Here is a 20,150-nt window from a genome sequence, read left to right on the forward strand (position 1 = left end):
CGCTTCTCTGTTTCACCATTCCGCTCGTTCCATCCCGTGGGGGGATTTCTGTCATGAGCCAGTCAGCTCCACCGCCTGCCCAGCCGCCGGCCCAGCCCGAGCCGGTCGCCGGCAACCCGTACGCGCAGCAGCCGGCCGACGCTCCGTCCGCCCCGCAGCCGGGCACCGTACCCCCGCCTCCGGCACCGGGGCTCCCGTACGGAGCCGTCCCCGCTCCCGCTCCGGTGCGTGACAACCTCGGCCTCGGTCTGGTGGCCGCCTTCGTCGCCGCCGTGGTCGCCGCCGGCGTCTACGGCGCGATCATCGGCCTGACCAAGCACGAGATCGGCTGGGCGGCGGTCGGCGTCGGTTTCCTGGTCGGCCTCGCCGCAGGGCGCCTCGGTGGCCGCAACCCCGTGCTGCCGGTCGCCAGTGCGGTCCTGTCGCTGGGCTCCGTCTACATCGGCCAGCTTGTGGGCGAAGCCATGATCGGCGCCAAGGAGACCCCGCTCAGCTTCAGCGAACTCTTCTTCCAGCACTTCGACATCCTCCAGGAGGCCTGGAAGGCGGACTCCGACCCGCTGACGTTCCTGTTCTTCGCGATCGCCGCGTACGTCGCCTTCACCGGCGCCAAGAAGGCGGCGCACTGACGCTGCCGGTACCGGACGACCCCGGGACACGGAAAGGGCCGGTCACCCCGTCCGGGGTGGCCGGCCCTCGGGCCGTCGTGAGCCCTAGCGCTTGTGCTGTGAGTCCGCGACCGTCACCTCGACGCGCTGGAACTCCTTCAGCTCGCTGTAGCCGGTCGTGGCCATGGCACGCTTCAGGGCGCCGAAGAAGTTCATCGAGCCGTCCGGGATGTGCGACGGGCCCGTCAGGACCTCCTCGATGGTGCCGACCGTGCCGAGGTCGACCTTCTTGCCGCGCGGCAGCTCCTCGTTGACGGCCTCCATGCCCCAGTGGTGGCCGCGGCCCGGCGCGTCCGTGGCGCGGGCCAGCGGGGAGCCCATCATCACGGCGTCCGCGCCGCAGGCGATCGCCTTGGGGAGGTCGCCGGACCAGCCGACACCGCCGTCGGCGATCACGTGCACGTACCGGCCACCGGACTCGTCCATGTAGTCGCGCCGGGCCGCGGCCACGTCGGCCACCGCGGTCGCCATCGGGACCTGGATGCCCAGGACGTTGCGCGTGGTGTGCGCTGCGCCGCCGCCGAAGCCGACCAGGACGCCCGCCGCGCCGGTGCGCATCAGGTGCAGGGCCGCGGTGTACGTGGCGCAGCCGCCGACGATCACCGGGACGTCGAGCTCGTAGATGAACTGCTTCAGGTTCAGCGGCTCGTGCGAACCCGACACGTGCTCCGCCGAGACCGTCGTGCCGCGGATGACGAAGATGTCGACGCCCGCGTCCACGACCGCCTTGGAGAACTGCGCCGTGCGCTGCGGGGAGAGCGCGGCCGCCGTGACCACGCCCGAGTCGCGCACCTCCTTGATGCGCTGCCCGATCAGCTCCTCCTTGATGGGGGCGGAGTAGATCTCCTGGAGGCGGCGGGTCGCGGCGTCCACGTCCAGCCCGGCGATCTCGTCGAGCAGCGGCTGCGGGTCCTCGTACCGCGTCCACAGGCCTTCGAGGTTCAGCACGCCGAGGCCGCCGAGCTCGCCGATGCGGATCGCGGTGGCCGGGGAGACGACCGAGTCCATGGGGGCGGCCAGGAACGGCAGCTCGAAGCGGTAGGCGTCGATCTGCCAGGCGATCGAGACCTCCTTCGGGTCGCGCGTACGACGGCTGGGGACGACGGCGATGTCGTCGAAGGCGTACGCCCGGCGGCCGCGCTTGCCGCGCCCGATCTCGATCTCAGTCACGTGTGTGGCCTTTCCCTGATGCGTTGCAGCGCCTTCCAGTATCCCCGACGGGTACGACAAGGGCGGCCCCGGATGCTCCGGGGCCGCCCTCACGCGCGCGTGGCTGTCAGCAAAGGCTCACTTGCGGCTGTAGTTCGGCGCCTCGACCGTCATCTGGATGTCGTGCGGGTGGGACTCCTTGAGCCCCGCCGAGGTGATCCGCACGAAGCGGCCCTTGGACTCCATCTCGTCGATGGTGGCCGCGCCCACGTAGCCCATGGTCTGGCGCAGCCCGCCGACGAGCTGGTGCAGGACGCTGGAGAGCGGGCCGCGGTAGGGCACCTGGCCCTCGATGCCCTCGGGCACGAGCTTGTCGTCGGAGCCGACCTCGGCCTGGAAGTAGCGGTCCTTCGAGTACGACTTCGCCTGGCCGCGCGACTGCATGGCACCGAGTGAGCCCATGCCGCGGTACGACTTGAACTGCTTGCCGTTGATGAACTGGAGCTCGCCGGGGGACTCCTCGCAGCCCGCGAGCAGCGAGCCCAGCATCACGGTGTCGGCACCGGCGGCGAGCGCCTTGCCGATGTCGCCGGAGTACTGCAGGCCGCCGTCGCCGATCAGCGGGATGCCGGCCGGGCGGGCCGCGAGGGAGGCCTCGTAGATCGCGGTGACCTGCGGGACGCCGATACCGGCGACGACACGGGTCGTGCAGATGGAGCCCGGTCCGACACCGACCTTGATGCCGTCGACACCGGCGTCGATGAGCGCCTGGGCGCCGTCACGCGTGGCGACGTTGCCGCCGATCACGTCGACGCCGACGCTCGACTTGATCTTCGACATCCAGCTCAGGGCGTTGCTGTTGTGGCCGTGCGAGGTGTCGACGACCAGGAAGTCCACTCCGGCCTCGGCGAGCGCCTGGGCCCGCTCCAGGGCCTCGGGGCTGGCGCCGACGGCGGCACCGACGAGCAGCCGGCCCTCGGCGTCCTTGGCGGCGTTGGGGTACTTCTCCGCCTTGACGAAGTCCTTGACGGTGATGAGGCCCTTGAGGACGCCCGATTCGTCGACGAGGGGAAGCTTCTCGATCTTGTGGCGGCGCAGCAGCTCCATCGCGTCGGTGCCGGAGATGCCGACCTGGCCGGTGACCAGCGGCATCGGCGTCATGACCTCGCGCACCTGGCGGCTGCGGTCGGACTCGAAGGCCATGTCACGGTTGGTGACGATGCCGAGCAGCTTGCCGGCCGGGTCGGTGACCGGGACGCCGCTGATGCGGAACTTGGCGCACAGCGCGTCGGCCTCGGCGAGCGTCGCCTCGGGGTGCACGGTGATGGGGTCGGTGACCATGCCGGACTCGGACCGCTTCACCAGGTCGACCTGGTTGACCTGGTCCTCGACGGAGAGGTTGCGGTGCAGCACGCCGACGCCGCCGAGGCGGGCCATCGCGATCGCCATGCGGGATTCGGTCACCTTGTCCATGGCGGCCGAGAGCAGCGGGATGTTGACCCGGACGTTGCGGGAGATGCGGGACGAGGTGTCGACCGCGTTGGGGAGCACTTCGGACGCTCCCGGCAGCAGCAGCACGTCGTCGTAGGTCAGCCCGAGTGTCGCGAATTTACCGGGCACTCCGTCGACGTTTGCAGTCATGACACCTTCCCCAAATGGCCTTGATCGGTGCGGATGTCCATGCTAACGGGAAGCAGGGGTGTCACATTCCACGGATTCCACGGTGCGGACCCGCTCCGGGCTTCGTATGTTCGTACGGAAACGGCGTGCCGGCCGTCCAGGGGAGCGCGCCCTACTGCTCGGCCAGCGCCCGCAGTCTGCTCAGGGCCCGGTGCTGGGCCACACGGACCGCACCGGGTGACATTCCCAACATCTGACCCGTCTCCTCCGCCGTCAACCCCACGGCGATCCGCAGCAACAGCAGCTCGCGCTGGTTCTCGGGGAGGTTGGCCAGGAGTTTCTTGGCCCACTCGGCGTCACTGCTGAGCAGCGCCCGCTCCTCGGGGCCGAGCGAGTCGTCCGGCCGCTCGGGCATCTCGTCCGAGGGGACCGCCGTCGAACCGGGATGACGCATGGCGGCCCGCTGCAGGTCGGCGACCTTGTGCGCGGCGATGGCGAAGACGAACGCCTCGAAGGGGCGCCCGGTGTCGCGGTAGCGCGGCAGGGCGAGGAGGACGGCTACGCAGACCTCCTGCGCGAGGTCCTCCACGAAGTGCCGGGCGTCACCCGGGAGACGGGACAGCCGGGTGCGGCAGTAGCGCAGGGCCAGCGGGTGGACATGGGCGAGCAGGTCGTGCGTGGCCTGCTCGTCCCCTTCCACCGCGCTGTGGACGAGCGCACCGATCGCCCCATGGGGATGAGCCGCCTCGTCGTCACGCATCGGTCCATGGTGCCCTGGCGTCGTTGGATCCGTGGCATCGCGCTGGTTGTTGTGCACCGAAGCGTTATGAGCAGGTGCGCCGGAACCCATACCCTGCGCCCTCCCCTTCCGCTCGACCGACTCGTCCCCGAGAGACTCCACATCTCAAGGATGCGGCATCCGCCACGAAACAAGCAGCGGGGCGTCGAAGGGGCCGCTCGGCCGCGCCCCGTCAGGGGCGCGGAGAACCGCGCGACCAGCCACGAATGACCCGCAGCCTTGCCACGACCTCATGCGACGGAATGCTCAGCGCACCAGGCCCCAGCGGAAGCCGAGCGCGACCGCGTGTGCCCGGTCCGAAGCGCCGAGCTTCTTGAACAGCCGCCGCGCGTGCGTCTTCACGGTGTCCTCGGACAGGAACAGCTCGCGCCCGATCTCCGCGTTGGACCGGCCGTGGCTCATGCCTTCGAGGACCTGGATCTCACGCGCTGTGAGCGTGGGCGCCGCGCCCATCTCCGCGGACCGCAGCCGGCGCGGGGCGAGCCGCCAGGTCGGGTCGGCGAGCGCCTGCGTCACCGTGGCGCGCAACTCCGCGCGTGAGGCGTCCTTGTGGAGGTAGCCACGCGCACCGGCGGCGACCGCGAGGGCGACCCCGTCGAGGTCCTCGGCGACCGTGAGCATGATGATCCGGGCACCGGGGTCGGCGGACAGCAGCCGCCGCACGGTCTCGACGCCGCCCAGACCGGGCATGCGTACGTCCATCAGAATCAGGTCCGAACGGTCCGCGCCCCAGCGGCGGAGGACTTCCTCGCCGTTGGCCGCGGTCGTCACGCGCTCGACGCCGGGCACGGTTGCGACCGCGCGGCGGAGCGCCTCTCGGGCAAGCGGGGAGTCGTCGCAGACGAGGACGGATGTCATGGCCGCCCTCCGCAGCTGATGCACGTCACCTTGAGCCTCCAGGCTGGTACGAAATCGTCACCTGTGCGGTCGACCGTCTCGGACGCCTGCCCGAGCACTTGTTGTTTCAACCGCCTCCGCACTCTCAACGACGGTCACCCGAAAGAGTTACGGGGCTGCGCACTGTCTTCGGCACTCTACGTGAGGGCGCGGACACGGTGCAGACATGCACGACGGACCCACAACGTTTCATCACAACCCATGCCCCATTCAGACCCTTTTCTTCCCATTTCCTGGTGTCTGAGGCTAGATTCGCAATGAGTCATATTTTCATCTCCTTAGATCGTAGATGTACGGTCGTGGACACCGTATCCGCCCAGAACGGCTACAAGGGGTCACGCAATGGCAGATTTCTCCCGCCTTCCCGGACCGAACGCGGACCTGTGGGACTGGCAGCTCCTGGCCGCCTGTCGCGGGGTGGACAGCTCGCTCTTCTTCCATCCGGAGGGCGAGCGCGGTGCGGCCCGGAGCGCTCGCGAGAACTCGGCCAAGGAGGTCTGCATGAGATGCCCGGTGCGCGCACAGTGTGCGGCGCACGCGCTCGCGGTCAGAGAGCCGTACGGCGTGTGGGGCGGGCTGACCGAGGACGAGCGCGAGGAGCTCATGGGGCGGGCGCGGCACCGGCTGGTGTCGGCGTCATCCGTCGGGAGCGGCGCATCGAACAATTGAAGGAACGTTTCTCCTGGAAGGGCACGCGCGCGCGTGCCCTTCCTCGTGTCCGGCGCCCTATCGCTCGGCCGCGCGCGCGAGTTGCTCCAGCGTCGCCGCCACCGCGGGCACCTGCGCCAGGTCGGGCAGGGTGAGCGCGACGATCTCCCGCCGGACCGCCGGTTCCAGCGTCACCGTGCGCGCGCCCCGCGGCCGTACCGACTCGACGGCGAGCTGGGGCAGGACCGCGACCCCCAGGCCGGCGCCCACCAGACCGACGACCGCCGGGTAGTCGTCGGTCGCGAAGTCGATGCGGGGCGTGAAGCCGGCGCTCTCGCACACCTCGACCAACTGGCCCCGGCAGCGCGGGCACCCGGCGATCCAGGACTCCCCGGCGAGCTCCCCGATGGCCACGGACCCGGCGCGCGCGAGCCGGTGCCGCTCGGGTACGAGGGCGACGAGCCGGTCGGTCAGCAGGGGCCGTACGACGAGGTCGTCCCACTCGTCGCCGCCCGCGGCCCCCTCGTACCGGAAGGCGAGCGCGATGTCGCAGTCGCCCTCCCTCAGCAGGCCGACGGAGTGCGGCGGTTCGGCCTCCTCCAGGGAGACCCGGGTGCCGGGGTGGGCGGCGCGCAGGGCGGCGAGGGCGGTGGGGACGAGGGTGGAGCTGCCGCTGGGGAAGGAGACGAGCCGGACCCGCCCGGCCCGCAGTCCGGCGATGGCGGCGACCTCCTCCTCCGCCGCCGTGAGGCCCGCCAGGATGCCCGAGGCGTGCCGCACCAGGGCCTGGCCCGCCTCGGTCAGCCGCATCTCGCGCCCGCTGCGGACGAGCAGTGGGGTGCCCACGGAGGTCTCCAGGGCCTTCATCTGCTGGCTGACGGCGGGCTGGGTGCAGCCCAGTTCGCGCCCCGCGGCCGAGAAGGAGCCGGTGGCGGCGACGGCACGCAGGACACGGAGATGACGGGCCTCGATCACCCTTCGAGGATAAGCCGAGCTTTGACAGAGTGCCGAATAATGCGTGGCGCCTTTGGGCTCCGGTCTTCTACCGTGCCGCCATGAAGCTTCTGTCGGTGAATCTCGGCGGCGCGAAGGCCGTTTCGTACACGGACAACCCGGAGGGCCTGACGGGGATCGACAAGCGGCCCGTCGAGGGGCCGGTGCGGGTGGCCGCGCCCGGCCCCAAGGGCATCGGCGGCAGCGGGCTCGCCGGGGACGCGGTGTGCAAGAGGCAGCACCACGGCGGCGACGACCAGGCCGTGTACGCGATGGCGCGCGAGGACCTGGACGAGTGGGAGGGCGAGCTGGGCCGCACGCTGGCCGACGGCGCGTTCGGCGAGAACCTCACCACCGAGGGCATCGACGTCTCCGGCGCGCTGATCGGCGAGCGCTGGCGGATCGGGCCCGAGGTGGTGCTGGAGATCACCTGCGCGCGGATCCCGTGCGGCACCTTCCAGGGCCACATGGGCGAGCGGCACTGGGTGAAGCGGTTCACGCAGAAGGGCGCACCGGGCGCCTATCTGCGGGTGATACAGCCGGGCGAGATCCGGGCCGGGGACCCGGTCGAGATCGTGCACCGGCCGGACCACGAGGTGACGGTCGCCCTGGCGTTCCGCGCGATGACCACCGAACGGCCGCTCCAGCCAAGGCTGTTGGCGGCGGGCGAGGCGCTCCATCCGGAGCTGCGGAAGTGGGCACAGGAATACGTGGACAAGCACGGCGCCTGACGCCCCCCGGGCAAGCGGACGCTGTCGGTCCCGGTCATTAACCTTGCGCCATGACAACGGCATTGATTACGGGATCGACCGCGGGCATCGGTGCCGCGTTCGCACGACGGCTGGCGGCTGACGGGCACAACCTGGTGCTGGTGGCCCGCGACACCAAGCGGCTCCAGGAACAGGCGACCGAGCTCCACGACCGGCACGGCATCGAGGCCGAGGTCCTCACCGCCGACCTCGCCACGGACCCCGGCATCGAGGCGGTCGCCGCCCGCCTGTCGGACCGCAGGTCGCCCGTCGACCTCCTCGTCAACAACGCCGGCTTCGGCAACAAGGGCCGCTATCTCGACGTCTCCATGGCGGACGAGCTGAAGATGCTCAAGGTGCACTGCGAGGCGGTGCTGCGTCTGACGTCGGCGGCGTCGGAGGCGATGCGGGAGCGGGGCCGCGGGGGTGTGGTGAACGTCGCCTCGGTGGCCGCGTTCCTGCCCCGCGGGACCTACGGCGCCTCGAAGGCGTGGGTCGTGCAGTTCACCCAGGGCGCGGCGCGGGACCTGGCCGGCAGCGGGGTCCGTCTGATGGCGCTGTGCCCGGGCTTCGTGCGGACCGAGTTCCACCAGCGGGCCGGGATGGGCACGGACAACATCCCCGGCTGGATGTGGCTCGACGCGGACAAGCTGGTCGCCGCCGCCCTCGCCGACCTGGCCCGCGGCAGGACCCTGTCGATCCCGGACCCGCGGTACAAGGCGCTCATGGGGCTGGTGAAGGTGGCGCCCCGGGGGCTGTTGGGCGGGATCACGTCGAGGACGGGGCGGAAGTACGGGCCGCAGTGACCGTCCCGTCCGGCGCGTGCCGTCCGGGCACCGGCGGGCGGACAATGGTGCCGTGACACCCAGCCCAGGGGGGCCGGAGGCGGTGGCGAGATGACCTTCGTACAGCTCATCGACTGCAGGACCAGCCGATTCGACGAGATGGACCGGCTGATGGACACATGGGTCGAGCAGACCAAGGGGAAGCGGACCGCGACGCACGCGGTGGTCGGCAAGGACCGGTCCGACGCGTCGCACTTCGTCGAGATCGTGGAGTTCCCGTCGTACGAGGAGGCGATGCGGAACTCGGGGCTGCCGGAGACCGAGCGGATCTTCCGGGGAATGGTCGCGCTGTGCGACGAGATGCCGACCTTCACCGACCTGGACGTGGTGCGGGACGAGCAGCTCGATCCGGCCGTCGCGCGGGAGTTCTTCACGCGGGCCGGGCGGGCCGGGACGGCGGAGCTGTTCGAGCGGTTCACCGACGACTACGTCGACCACGATCCCGCCAACCCCGGGGACCTGGAGCTGGCGGCGGCGCGCGAGGAGTACGAGGGGTGGCGGCGGGCCTTCGTCTTCACCTTCCGGATCGACGACCAGATCGCCCAGGGCGACCGGGTGTGCACCCGCTGGACCTGGGCCGGGAAGCACACCGGCGAGTTCGTGGGGGTCCCGGCGACCGGGCAGAACGTCACCATGACCGGGACCACCTGGCACCGGTTCCGGGACGGGCGGATCTGCGAGGGATGGTGGAGTTACGACCGTGCGGGGCTGATGGAGCAGCTCGGGGTACTCGGGGAGTGACGGCCCGGACCTGGTGACCCGCGAAGGGGAAAGCCCCCGTTCCCTCTGGGCGAGGGAACGGGGGCCTCCTTACGAGCGGTTCGCTCAGTGGGAGTGGCCGTGGCCGTGACCACCGGCGGCCGGCTCCTCCTCTTCCTTCTTCTCGACGACCAGGGTCTCGGTCGTGAGGAGGAGGGAGGCGATGGAGGCGGCGTTCTCCAGGGCGGAGCGGGTGACCTTGACCGGGTCGATGACGCCGGCCTTGACCAGGTCGCCGTACTCGCCGGTCGCGGCGTTGAAGCCCTGGCCCTTGTCGAGCTCGGCGACCTTGGAGGTGATGACGTAGCCCTCCAGGCCGGCGTTCTCGGCGATCCAGCGCAGCGGCTCGACGACCGCGCGGCGGACCACGGCGACACCGGTGGCCTCGTCGCCGGTCTTGCCGAGGCCGCCTTCGAGCACCTTGGCGGCGTGGACCAGAGCGGAGCCACCACCGGAGACGATGCCCTCCTCGACCGCGGCGCGGGTCGCGGAGATGGCGTCCTCCAGACGGTGCTTCTTCTCCTTCAGCTCCACCTCGGTGGCGGCGCCGACCTTGATCACGCACACGCCGCCGGCCAGCTTCGCGAGGCGCTCCTGGAGCTTCTCGCGGTCCCAGTCGGAGTCGGTGTTCTCGATCTCGGCCTTGATCTGGGCGACACGGCCCTGGACCGCGGCGGAGTCACCGGCGCCGTCGACGATCGTGGTGTCGTCCTTGGTGACGGTGACGCGGCGGGCGGAGCCCAGCACGTCCAGACCGACCTGGTCGAGCTTGAGGCCGACCTCCTCGGAGATGACCTCGGCGCCGGTCAGCGTCGCCATGTCCTGCAGCATCGCCTTGCGACGGTCGCCGAAGCCGGGGGCCTTGACGGCGACCGCGTTGAAGGTGCCGCGGATCTTGTTGACGACCAGGGTCGACAGGGCCTCGCCCTCGACGTCCTCGGCGATGATCAGCAGCGGCTTGGAGGCACCCGCCTGGATGACCTTCTCGAGCAGCGGCAGCAGGTCCTGGATCGAGGAGATCTTGCCCTGGTTGATCAGGATGTACGGGTCGTCGAGGACGGCCTCCATACGCTCCTGGTCGGAGACCATGTACGGGGACAGGTAGCCCTTGTCGAAGGCCATGCCCTCGGTGAAGTCCAGCTCCAGACCGAAGGTGTTGGACTCCTCGACGGTGATGACACCGTCCTTGCCGACCTTGTCCATCGCCTCGGCGATGAGCTCGCCGACCTGCGTGTCCTGGGCGGACAGACCGGCGACGGCGGCGATGTCGGACTTCTCGTCGATCGGACGGGCGGTCGCGAGGAGCTCCTCGGACACGGCCTTGACCGCGGCGTCGATGCCCTTCTTCAGGGCGGCCGGGGAGGCACCCGCGGCGACGTTCTTCAGGCCCTCGCGCACCAGCGCCTGGGCGAGCACGGTGGCGGTGGTGGTGCCGTCACCCGCGATGTCGTTGGTCTTGGTCGCCACCTCCTTCACGAGCTGGGCGCCGAGGTTCTCGTACGGGTCCTCGACCTCGACCTCACGGGCGATGGTGACGCCGTCGTTGGTGATGGTGGGAGCGCCGAACTTCTTGTCGATGACGACGTTGCGGCCCTTGGGGCCGATCGTCACCTTCACCGTGTCGGCAAGCTTGTTGACGCCGCGCTCGAGGGCGCGACGGGCGTCCTCGTCGAACTTCAGGATCTTCGCCATGGGAGCGTGAGCCCTCTCGGAAATCTAGGTGAAAAGAGACTGCGCCCCGGGCGCCCGGCTTGTTAGTGGTCGCGGGGGCCAGGGGCGCAGCTCTGAGAAATGCTGGGGTGAATTACTTCTCGATGATCGCGAGAACGTCGCGGGCCGAGAGGACGAGGTACTCCTCGCCGTTGTACTTCACCTCGGTGCCGCCGTACTTGCTGTACAGCACGATGTCGCCGGTCTGCACGTCGAGCGGCAGGCGCTCGCCGTTCTCGAAGCGGCCCGGGCCCACGGCCAGGACGACGCCCTCCTGGGGCTTCTCCTTGGCGGTGTCCGGGATGACCAGGCCAGAGGCGGTGGTCTGCTCGGCGTCGAGCGGCTGGACCACAATGCGGTCCTCGAGCGGCTTGATGGCAACCTTGGAGCTGGTGGTCGTCACGATCCGACCTCCCCCTTCGGAGATCTCACGGGGTTAACTGTCTGAGGTGGCGACCAGGTGGATCCGTCGTCGCGGGTGCCGGACCTGCCCGTCGCTGTGTTGGCACTCTCCAGGGGGGAGTGCCAGACCCGAGACTATGACCGTGATTAGCACTCGGTCAAGCGGAGTGCCAATCGCGTCTCCGGAGAGGGCCTTGGGAGCACCCCTACAGGTAGTCCTCCAGCCGCCCCACCGTCAGTCCCCGCCGCTCGATCTCCCGCAGCAGCCTCGTCGTGCGTTCGGTCAGGGTCGGTCCGGCCGTCTCCCCCGACGTCACCGAGACGATGTCGCCGGGCCGCAGCCCCCGCCGCTCCCCCTGCGCCGCCACGCTCCACAGCACCACCGCCGAGAGCCCGCAGTCGGCCGCCGCGTGCAGGGTCGTGCGGTCGTACGTCCCGTAGGGCGGCCGGAACAGCCGCGGCCGGATGCCGAAGCGGGACCGCACCTTCTCCTGCTGGCCGCAGATCTCGGCGCGCTGCCCGGCGTACGGCAGGCCGCGCAGGGCGGGGTGGTCCAGGGTGTGGTTCTGGATGCGCGCGCCGACCGACTGAAGGCGCGCGAAGTGGCCGTAGCCGGGGCCGACGACGCTGTCCGTGAGGAACATGCTGACAGGCAGCCGCAGTTCACGGACCAGGTCGACGAACCGCGGGTCCCGCTCGGCGCCGTCGTCGTAGGTGAGGAAGACGACCTTGTCGGAGGTCTCGACGCGCCGCACGACCGGCACCAGCGCGCCCCGGCCCACCGCGCCGCGCGCCGGCACCCGCGGGGGCGCCGGCAGCGGGGACGTCAGGCCCCAGTGGCGGTAGGGCCGTCCGTCCGCCTTCGCCGGCCCGTACGACCCCACCCGCTGGGCCGCCTTCTTCCCGAGCCGTTCGATGGGGTCGACGGACTGGGCGCAGCCCGCGAGGAGTACGGCCGCCAGCCCCGCGGCGACCAGGGTCCGCGGCCTCACAGATAGTCCTCCAGACGGGCGACGGCGTACCCCTCGGCCGTGACCTTGTCCAGGAAGCGGCGGACCATGTCGGTCATCGTGCCCTTCCAGTCCTCCCGGCCCCGGAAGTGGCTGAGCACGATGTCGCCGGGGCGGATCCTGCGGTCCCACTCGCGGTACTCCCAGTGGTCGACGAAGACCTCCTCGTTCCAGATCGGCGCGTATCTGATGCCGCAGGACCTGGCCGCGCGCAGGGTGTCCTCGTTGTAGTTGCCGTAGGGCGGCCGGAAGAGGGCGGGCCGGGTGCCGTACCGCTTCTCGATGACGTCCTGCATCCCGCAGATCTCGTGCTTCTGGCGGGCGTAGGACAGTCCGGGCAGGTAGGGGTGGTGGAGGGTGTGGTTGTCGAGGACGACCCCCCTGTCCCGCATGGTGCGGAAGTAGCCGTAGTCGTCCTTGACGAGGTAGTCGCTGAGGAAGGCGGTGTACGGGATCCGCAGCTCGCTCATCATCCGCAGGAAGGCGGGGTCCTTCTCGGCGCCGTCGTCGATGGTGAGGAAGACGATCTTCTGGTCGGTGGGGATCGTGGTGAAGACCGGCGGCAGCCCCTTCTCCTCGTGGCCGTCGACCTCGAAGCCCTTGCGGGTGGTGATGCGGGGCTTGGTCACGGGTGCCGGCGGGGCCGTCAGCGGGACCCTCTTCAGGCCCCAGCGCCGGGCGGTGGCGGTCCGGGCCTGTTCGGCGCGGAGTCGGGCGGCCCGGATGACGGTCTTGTCGGCCTGGAGCTCGGCGGCGGGGGCCGGGGGCGCCGGGAGGGGCTGTTGCCGCCGTACGTCGGTGGCGTTCGGGCGGGCGCAGCCGGAGGCCAGGGCGGCCGCGGCCAGGAGGACGAGTCCGCCGCGGATCGACACCCTCAACGCACCATTTTTATAGGTTTGTCCTACTGTTCCCATGGCGCCGGATCCTCGCAGGTCACGGCGTCGCACCCGGGCCGACACCGCCGCCCGGCAGCGGACCGTCCACCGACTGGCCCACAATGACCCGGTGAACGACCTCGCCCCCCTCCTCACCCCCGAGGGCCGTGCCCTCCTCGACGACGTGCGCGGCACCGCCCCCGCCGACGAACTCGCCGTCGCCACCCGGCTGCGCCGCGAGCACCCCGCCGAACTGGTCTCCGCGGCGCTCGGCCAGGCCCGGCTGCGGCAGCGGGCGGAGGCGAAGTTCGGCGCCGAGGACGCGGGGCGGATGTTCTTCACGCCGAACGGGGTCGAGCAGTCGACGCGGGCGAGCGTGGCCGCCCACCGGGCCCGCCGGCTGACGTCGATGGGCGTCACCTCCGTGGCGGACCTGTGCTGCGGGATCGGCGGTGACGCGATCGCGCTGGCCCGGGCCGGCATCCGGGTCCTCGCGGTGGACCGGGACCCGCTGACGGCCGCGGTCGCCCGGGCGAACGCCGAGGCGCTCGGCCTCGCCGACCTCGTCGAGGTACGGGAGGCGGACGTCACGGAGGTCGACACGGCCCCGTACGACGCCGTGTTCGTGGATCCGGCGCGGCGGGGCGGGCGGGGCCGCATCTTCGATCCGGAGGCCTATTCGCCGCCCCTGTCCTGGGCGGTCCAGGCCGCTCTCCAGGCCCCGCACGCCGCGTTGAAGGTCGCACCGGGCATCCCGCACGAGGCGGTTCCGGCCGAGGCCGAGGCGGAGTGGATCTCCGACGGCGGGGACGTGAAGGAGGCGGTGCTGTGGTTCGGCACCGCGCCGGGGGCGGTCCGGGCGACGTTGCTGCCGGGACCGCGGACACTGCTCGGCCGGGGGCTGCCCGACCCCGAAGTCCGTTCCGTGGGGCGGTACTTGTACGAACCCGACGGTGCCGTCATCCGCGCCCACCTGGTCGCCGAGGTGGCCCACGAGGTCGAGGGCGGACTCGTCGACCCCACCATCGCGTACGTGACCTCGGACGCCCTGCTGCCGACGCCGTACGCTACCGCCTACGAGATCACCGACCGACTCCCCTTCAACGTCAAGAAGTTGAAGGCGCTGCTGCGCGAGCGGCAGGTCGGGATCCTCACCGTGAAGAAGCGCGGCTCGGCGGTCGAGCCGGAGGAACTACGCCGCAAGGCCCTGCCGAAGCCGCAGGGACCGAACGCGGTGACGGTGTTCCTCACCCGGGTGGCGGGGGCACCGACGATGCTGATCGGCGCGCCCGCACGGGCCGTCACCGGCGCCGGACCCTCCTGAGCGGCCGCCGTCACGGACCGGCGCCGGCCGGGTCTCCGAAACCGTTCACCCGCCGCACTCCCGCGCCCTGTCCAGCAGCAGTTCCCGTTCCCGTTCGTTGCGGGTCAGTGCGGCGGCTCGTTCGAACTCGGCGCGGGCCTCCGTCGTGCGGCCGAGGCGGCACAGCAGGTCGCCGCGGACGCTCGGCAGCAAGTGGTAGTCGTGCAGGGCGGGTTCACCGGTGAGGGTGTCGACGATCTCCAGGGCCGGGGCCGGGCCCTCGGCCATGGAGACGGCGACCGCGCGGTTGAGTTCGACGACCGGGGAGGGGGCGCGGGCGGCGAGCAGGGCGTAGAGGGTGGCGATGGACCGCCAGTCGGTCTCCGCGTAGGAGTACGCGTGCGCGTGGCAGGCGGCGATGGCGGCCTGGAGGGCGTACGGGCCGGGGGCGCCGGCGGCCGTGGCGTCGGCGCGGCCCAGGGCCCTGATGCCGCGGGCGACGAGCATGCGGTTCCAGCGGCTGCGGTTCTGGTCCTTGAGCAGGACGGGCTCGCCGTGCGGGCCGGTGCGGGCGGCCGTGCGGGCGGCCTGGAACTCCAACAGGGCCGCGAGACCGTGCACTTCGGGTTCCTTGGGCATCAGCGCGGACAGCAGCCGGGCCAGGCGCAGGGCGTCCTCGCACAGGGAGGGGCGCAGCCAGTCGTCGCCGGCGGTGGCCGCGTACCCCTCGTTGAAGATCAGGTAGATGACGTCCAGGACGGATCCCAGGCGGGCCTCGCGGTCGGGGCCGTAGGGGACCTCGAAGGCGATGTTCTTCGTGGCGAGGGTGCGTTTGGCGCGCACGATCCGCTGGGCGACCGTGGCCTCCGGGACGAGGAAGGCGCGGGCGATCTCCGGGGTGGTGAGACCGCCGAGCAGGCGCAGGGTGAGGGCGGTGCGGGCCTCCGCGGACAGCACCGGGTGGCAGGTGGTGAAGACGAGCCTGAGCAGGTCGTCGTCGATGTCCTCGGGGTCGGCGGGCTCCTCGGGCGGGGCGGTCTCCGACAGGTCCCGGCCGATCTCGGCGAGCTTGCGGGCGTAGTTCTCCCGGCGGCGGACCAGGTCCACGGCCTTGCGCCGGGCGATGGCCATGAGCCAGGCGCCCGGGTTGTCGGGGACGCCGTCGCGCGGCCACTGCTCCAGCGCGGCGACGAGCGCGTCCTGGGCGAGCTCCTCGGCGATGCCGACGTCCCGGACGACCCGGGTGACGCCGGCGATGATGCGCGCCGACTCCATGCGGAAGACGGTCTCGACGGAGGTGCGGGCGTCGGTGCGGGAGGGCTGTGAGGTGGTCACAGCCCCCCATTCGACACCGTTACGGCCCTACAGCCAAGGACGGCGGACCGCCCCCGGGGCTCAGCCCTCCACGATCTCCCGCACCTCGCAGGTGACCGTCCAGTGCTCCTCGTGGACCTTCAGGAAGCGCTTGGTCCACTCGATCGCCTCGGCCATGTCCTTGGCCTGCACGATCGCGTACCCGCCGACGACCTCCTTGGCCTCGGTGAAGGGCCCGTCGGTCACCGACAGCTCGCCCTTCTCCCAGCGGACCCGGGTGCCCTGCGCGGTCGGCATGAGCCCAGCCGTGTCCAGTAGGACCCCGGCCTTCGTCATCTCCTCGATCAGCTCGCCCATGCGCTGCATCAGGGCGTCGCTGGGGCCCTCGGCGGGGGCGGTCTTCTCGTCGATCTGGACCATCGACAGGTAACGCGGCATGGTGACTCCTCGGTCGCTGCGGGGCCGGTCCTTCCCGGCCTCTCACCAGTGCGTCGATCGGGAGAGGCCGGGATCGACAGACCCCGCGGATTTCTTCGGAGATTTTTCTACGGCCCCTCAATCATGGGCCTGACCTGCTACGACAGCGAGCTGCCGAACGACGCCCGCTCGACCGGCGCCCCGACCGTGCGGGGGCCGAAGGTGAACGCCGCGTCCGTCACGATGCCGGTCGGACGGCCGCGCAGCGACCAGACCGCGCCTTCACCGGTGTTCCCGCCCTCGACCATGTTCTCGCGGGGCGCCGCCGCCGCGAGGTCCGCGTAGGCGTTGCCGTTGATGTCGAGGACGTTGACCGCGCCGCCGAAGTTGTCACTCGACTCGGCGGCGCCGGGGACGCCCTCGGTGTCCTGGGTGAAGCCCTGGGAGCCCTTGCCGGTCAGTCCGTCGCGGCTGCCGTAGAGGACGTTGACCATGCCGGCCCCGGCCTTGTCGCCGAGCATCTCGCCGGGCGCGCCCACGGCCACGTCGGCGTAGCCGTCGCCGTTGACGTCACCGGCCGCCACCGCCTCGCCGAAGCGGTCCTCCTCCTCCTTGGCGCCGGGGACGTCCGCGGTGTCCTGGCTGTACGACTTCCAGGTCGACGCCGGCTTCAGACCGGAGGCCGAGCCGAGGGCCACGGTGACCGCGGACTCGTTCGGGACGCCCCGGACGAGGTCGCCGTAGCCGTCGTGGTCGACGTCGCCGAAGGCCACCTGGCCGCTGCCCTCCGGGGAGGCGGCGTAGGTGAAGGCGCCTCCGGTGGCGTTGGCCAGGTAGAGCTGGGAGCCGATGCCGCCGTCGCCGGTGTAGACGGTCAGCGCGAGGTCGTCGCGGCCGTCGCCGTTGACGTCCCCGGCGGCCGCGTACATCACGTCGAAGGGCTCCACCTTGGTCGAGCCGAAGTCCTGCGTGGCGGTGGGCTTCGCGGTCCGGGAGATCGGGCCCCGCCAGACGGTGGCCTCGGTGCCGAGCGGGTCGTCACCGGGGGCCCGGCCGCCGCGGAACAGCACCAGGTCCGGCCAGCCGTCGCCGTCGAAGTCGCCCGCCTGGGTGGTCGCCGCGGGCACGGACACCCCGCCGGACAGGCCCTCCTTGGAGCCCCAGACGACGACCGCGTCCCGGGTCGAGGAGGCCTGCCCGATGATCAGGTCGGTGCGCCCGTCGCCGTCCAGGTCCCCCGTGGAGAGCTGGTAGCCGAAGTTCTCGCCCGCGGCGGGGTCGCCCGGAATGCCGCTGGTGGAACGGCTGATGACGATGCGGCTGTCCTTGGTCAGGCCGTGCGGGCCGCCGTACATGACGGTGACGTAGCCCGCCCCCTGCTTGCCGCCGACGGTGGCGATCGGAGCGCCGACGGCGAGGTCCTTGTAGCCGTCGCCGTTGAAGTCGTCCTGGACGGCCTTCGACTCGGCCGCCGAGGCGCCGGCGGCGAGGGCGGGAATCCCGCCGAGCGCGAGCACGCCGGCGATCAGCGGTACCGACCATGCTTTGTACGAACGCGAGTTGGACATCGGTGTTCCCCCTGGTTACTGCAGTGTGGTCACCGCAACAGACATCACTGGCCGCCCGTTGGTTGCAGCGGTCGTCCGTTTTTTCGGTGGACACGTCAGCGAAAGGCTCAGCGGAGCGACTCCCACAACTCGCTCGCCGCCGGTTCCTTCGCCACCACCCGGTTGGGGTCGGAGGCGGCGGTGACGACCGGCATGGTCACGGTCTTCACGCCCTCCGCCGCGAGGCCCTTCAGGCTCTCGCCGAGGGTGGTCAGCTCGGTCAGGGAGTCGAGGCCGGTGTCGGTGGTGAGGCTGCCGGTGACGGCGTCGGCGACGGAGTACAGCTTGGCGGGGCTGGTCAGGAGGCCGGCCGAGGAGATCTGCTCCAGCAGGGCCTTCACCAACTGCTGCTGGAGGCCGATGCGGCCCAGGTCGCTGCCGTCGCCTATGCCGTGCCGGGTGCGGGCGAGCGCGAGGGCCTGCTTGCCGTCGAGGTGGTGGGTGCCCGCCTTCAGGGTGAGGTGGCTGTCGGCGTCGTCGATGTCCTCGTCCGTGGTCACCGTGACCCCGCCGAGGGCGTTCACCAGTTTCGCGAACCCGGAGAAGTCGATCTCGATGTAGTGGTCCATGCGGACGTCCGTGATCGACTCGACCGTCTTGACCGCGCACACCGGACCGCCCACCGCGTAGGCGCTGTTGAACATCGCGCCGTACGACACCGCCGTGGCACCGCCGCCCTCCAGCGGGCAGGACGGGCGGGTGACGAGGGTGTCCCGCGGGATGCTGACGACGGTGGCCGTCGTGCGGCCCGCGTCGATGTGGACGACCATCGCGGTGTCGGACCGGGCGCCGGTGCTGCTGCCGCCGCCGAGCGCCTCGTTGTCCTTGCCGCTGCGCGAGTCGGAGCCCAGGACCAGGATGTTGACGGCCTCGGTGGGCAGCGGTGCCGCGTCGGAGGCGGTCGCGGTCGGGGTGGCCTTGGCGGGGCGGTCGTCGCCGAGCGCGCTGTTGATGTCGACGCTCTTGATGTTGCTGTTGAGGTGCCAGTACGCCCAGCCCGCCGCGGCGCAGCCCGCGACCAGCGCGCCCGCGAGCGTGAGGCCGACGGCCTTCAGCACTCCGGGCCACCGGCCCACTCGTCTGTCCTCGTCGTCTCCGCTCACAGAGAGGAACGTAAGTCCGAATTATTACGAGGAACGCCTCGCGGACCGCTTTCTTCGGGAAATCTCAGACTTCTCATGGCAGCGTCACGGCCGGCGCCGGATCACCTCCGAAAGTTTCGGCCGCGGAACCGATTGGCTCGGAGGAGTGTGGGCGCGGGCACCTCACACGACCCCGCGAGGCACCACCTCAGGCGCCTTCCGGCCCACCGCGACGGGCCGTACTGCTGCGCACCACCAAGGTCGTCGCGAGTTCCACCCGCGTCGCCGCGGGGTTGTCCGCGTCCCGCCCCAGGTCGAGCACCAGCTTGGCGGCGGCCTCGGCCATCTCGGTCAGCGGCTGCCGTACGGTCGTCAGCGGCGGCCCCACCCAGGGCGCCACCGGCAGGTCGTCGAAGCCGACCACGCTCAGGTCCTCCGGGATGCGCAGCCCCAGCTCGCGCGCGGCCTCGTAGACGCCGAGCGCCTGGAGGTCGTTGCCCGCGAAGACGGCCGTGGGCCGGTCCGGGCGGCGCAGCAGTTCCAGGCCCTGGCGGTAGCCGGTCTCGTGGTGGAAGTCGCCCGGCATGATCAGGTCGGGGTCGACGGGCAGCCCGGCGGTCTCCAGCGCGGCCCGGTAGCCGTCGACGCGGGCGCGGCTGCACATCATGCGGGAGGGCCCGCTGATCGCGCCGATCCTGCGGTGCCCCAGCTCGACCAGGTGCCGGGTCGCGGCGAGCCCGCCCTGCCAGTTGGTCGCGCCGATGGAGGGCACGTCGGCGCCGGGATCGCCGGCCGGGTCCATCACCACGAACGGGATCGACCTGCTGTTGAGCAGCGCGCGCTGGGACTCGTCGAGCCCGGACAGCACGAGGACCACTCCGTACGGGCGCCGGGCGGCGACCTGGTCGGCCCAGGTCCGCCCGGGGGTGAGCCGTCCCGCGCTCTCGCTCAGGACCACGCTCAGCCCGGCGTCGCGGGCCACGTTCTCCACGCCCCGGATGACCTCCATCGCCCACGCGCTCTCCAGCTCGTGGAAGACCAGGTCGATCAGGGGCGACCGGCTCGCCTCGGCACGCCGGCGCCGGTAGCCGTGCGCACGCAGCAGGTCCTCGACGCGGGCGCGGGTCGCGGGCGCGACGTCGGCCCGGCCGTTGAGGACCTTCGAAACTGTCGGCGCCGAGACGCCGGCCTCCCGGGCGATCTCGGCGAGGGTCGCGGTCTGCTGCGACCGTCCCACCGCAGGGGATGTCGTCCGGGTTTCAGCGGGCTCCGGGGGTGTCATGGCGGCGATCGTATCCCTGCG

General features: G+C 71.3%; 20 protein-coding genes. 6 read left to right on the top strand and 14 right to left on the bottom strand.

All coding sequences use genetic code 11. From position 1 onward, the window contains the following. Positions 1-53: 53 nt before the first annotated feature. Complete coding sequence (locus ACZ66S_RS08050; RefSeq protein WP_469900519.1) at positions 54-629, top strand: hypothetical protein; 576 nt, start codon at positions 54-56, stop codon at positions 627-629. Between the two features lie 84 nt (positions 630-713). Here the strand turns inward: ACZ66S_RS08050 and ACZ66S_RS08055 are convergent, their stop codons facing one another. The 4 genes from ACZ66S_RS08055 to ACZ66S_RS08070 all read right to left on the bottom strand — a co-directional run bounded on the left by ACZ66S_RS08055 (position 714) and on the right by ACZ66S_RS08070 (position 5,094). Beyond that, complete coding sequence (locus ACZ66S_RS08055) at positions 714-1,838, bottom strand: GuaB3 family IMP dehydrogenase-related protein (RefSeq protein WP_053847722.1); 1,125 nt, start codon at positions 1,836-1,838, stop codon at positions 714-716. A 117-nt stretch (positions 1,839-1,955) separates the two neighbouring features. Further along, the gene (gene guaB, locus ACZ66S_RS08060) at positions 1,956-3,458 is read right to left on the bottom strand and encodes an IMP dehydrogenase (RefSeq protein WP_469900521.1); all 1,503 of its coding nucleotides are present in this window, start codon (positions 3,456-3,458) and stop codon (positions 1,956-1,958) included. 151 nt (positions 3,459-3,609) lie between these two features. Continuing rightward, positions 3,610-4,197 (bottom strand): sigma-70 family RNA polymerase sigma factor, encoded by a 588-nt coding sequence (locus tag ACZ66S_RS08065; protein ID WP_007384137.1) that lies wholly within the window; start codon positions 4,195-4,197, stop codon positions 3,610-3,612. Positions 4,198-4,482: 285 nt separating this feature from the next. Further along, positions 4,483-5,094, bottom strand: a complete 612-nt coding sequence (locus ACZ66S_RS08070; RefSeq protein WP_003948568.1) for a response regulator transcription factor — start codon at positions 5,092-5,094, stop codon at positions 4,483-4,485. Positions 5,095-5,475: 381 nt separating this feature from the next. Here ACZ66S_RS08070 and ACZ66S_RS08075 point away from each other — a divergent pair, with 381 nt between their 5' ends. Then, the gene (locus tag ACZ66S_RS08075; protein ID WP_007384136.1) at positions 5,476-5,802 is read left to right on the top strand and encodes a WhiB family transcriptional regulator; all 327 of its coding nucleotides are present in this window, start codon (positions 5,476-5,478) and stop codon (positions 5,800-5,802) included. A 57-nt stretch (positions 5,803-5,859) separates the two neighbouring features. Here the strand turns inward: ACZ66S_RS08075 and ACZ66S_RS08080 are convergent, their stop codons facing one another. After that, positions 5,860-6,756 carry a LysR family transcriptional regulator gene (locus ACZ66S_RS08080; protein ID WP_469900523.1) on the bottom strand — a complete coding sequence of 299 codons (897 nt, stop codon included), beginning with the start codon at positions 6,754-6,756 and terminating at the stop codon, positions 5,860-5,862. An 80-nt stretch (positions 6,757-6,836) separates the two neighbouring features. On the opposite strand from ACZ66S_RS08080, the gene ACZ66S_RS08085 reads away from it, so the two are divergent. The 3 genes from ACZ66S_RS08085 (at position 6,837) to ACZ66S_RS08095 (ending at position 9,109) form a co-directional block, all read left to right on the top strand. After that, a complete protein-coding gene (locus ACZ66S_RS08085) occupies positions 6,837-7,505 on the top strand; it encodes an MOSC domain-containing protein (RefSeq protein ID WP_469900525.1) in 669 nt (222 codons plus the stop codon). A gap of 50 nt (positions 7,506-7,555) precedes the next feature. Then, the gene (locus ACZ66S_RS08090; protein WP_469900527.1) at positions 7,556-8,329 is read left to right on the top strand and encodes an SDR family NAD(P)-dependent oxidoreductase; all 774 of its coding nucleotides are present in this window, start codon (positions 7,556-7,558) and stop codon (positions 8,327-8,329) included. Positions 8,330-8,419: 90 nt separating this feature from the next. Further along, positions 8,420-9,109 (top strand): ester cyclase, encoded by a 690-nt coding sequence (locus ACZ66S_RS08095; RefSeq protein WP_469900528.1) that lies wholly within the window; start codon positions 8,420-8,422, stop codon positions 9,107-9,109. A gap of 84 nt (positions 9,110-9,193) precedes the next feature. On the opposite strand, the gene groL is transcribed toward ACZ66S_RS08095, so the two are convergent. The 4 genes from groL to ACZ66S_RS08115 form a co-directional block, all read right to left on the bottom strand. After that, positions 9,194-10,819, bottom strand: a complete 1,626-nt coding sequence (gene groL / locus ACZ66S_RS08100) for a chaperonin GroEL (RefSeq protein ID WP_469900530.1) — start codon at positions 10,817-10,819, stop codon at positions 9,194-9,196. Between the two features lie 112 nt (positions 10,820-10,931). After that, positions 10,932-11,240: a co-chaperone GroES gene (gene groES / locus ACZ66S_RS08105; protein ID WP_028807844.1), complete on the bottom strand. Its 309-nt coding sequence runs from the start codon at positions 11,238-11,240 to the stop codon at positions 10,932-10,934. A 205-nt stretch (positions 11,241-11,445) separates the two neighbouring features. Beyond that, positions 11,446-12,231 (bottom strand): polysaccharide deacetylase family protein, encoded by a 786-nt coding sequence (locus ACZ66S_RS08110; protein WP_469900532.1) that lies wholly within the window; start codon positions 12,229-12,231, stop codon positions 11,446-11,448. Next, positions 12,228-13,163: a polysaccharide deacetylase family protein gene (locus ACZ66S_RS08115; RefSeq protein WP_469900533.1), complete on the bottom strand. Its 936-nt coding sequence runs from the start codon at positions 13,161-13,163 to the stop codon at positions 12,228-12,230. The genes ACZ66S_RS08110 and ACZ66S_RS08115 overlap by 4 nt, the downstream gene beginning before the upstream one ends. Before the next feature lie 91 nt (positions 13,164-13,254). Here ACZ66S_RS08115 and ACZ66S_RS08120 point away from each other — a divergent pair, with 91 nt between their 5' ends. Further along, entirely contained in the window at positions 13,255-14,448 is a 1,194-nt protein-coding gene (locus ACZ66S_RS08120; protein ID WP_469900535.1) for a THUMP-like domain-containing protein, read from the top strand. Positions 14,449-14,493: 45 nt separating this feature from the next. Here ACZ66S_RS08120 and ACZ66S_RS08125 read toward each other — a convergent pair whose 3' ends face one another. From ACZ66S_RS08125 to ACZ66S_RS08145, 5 genes are all read right to left on the bottom strand, one after another. Next, on the bottom strand, positions 14,494-15,762 hold the full coding sequence (locus ACZ66S_RS08125; protein WP_469900536.1) for an RNA polymerase sigma factor: 1,269 nt from the start codon (positions 15,760-15,762) through the stop codon (positions 14,494-14,496). Between the two features lie 60 nt (positions 15,763-15,822). Beyond that, positions 15,823-16,179 carry a YciI family protein gene (locus tag ACZ66S_RS08130; protein WP_469900538.1) on the bottom strand — a complete coding sequence of 119 codons (357 nt, stop codon included), beginning with the start codon at positions 16,177-16,179 and terminating at the stop codon, positions 15,823-15,825. A gap of 137 nt (positions 16,180-16,316) precedes the next feature. Then, positions 16,317-17,726: an FG-GAP and VCBS repeat-containing protein gene (locus ACZ66S_RS08135; RefSeq protein ID WP_469900539.1), complete on the bottom strand. Its 1,410-nt coding sequence runs from the start codon at positions 17,724-17,726 to the stop codon at positions 16,317-16,319. Positions 17,727-17,833: 107 nt separating this feature from the next. Beyond that, on the bottom strand, positions 17,834-18,868 hold the full coding sequence (locus tag ACZ66S_RS08140) for an LCP family protein (RefSeq protein ID WP_469900540.1): 1,035 nt from the start codon (positions 18,866-18,868) through the stop codon (positions 17,834-17,836). A 187-nt stretch (positions 18,869-19,055) separates the two neighbouring features. Then, positions 19,056-20,129 (bottom strand): LacI family DNA-binding transcriptional regulator, encoded by a 1,074-nt coding sequence (locus ACZ66S_RS08145; protein WP_469900542.1) that lies wholly within the window; start codon positions 20,127-20,129, stop codon positions 19,056-19,058. Between the last annotated feature and the right edge of the window lie 21 nt (positions 20,130-20,150).

It is taken from the genome of Streptomyces sp. NPDC107471, from assembly GCF_055582845.1.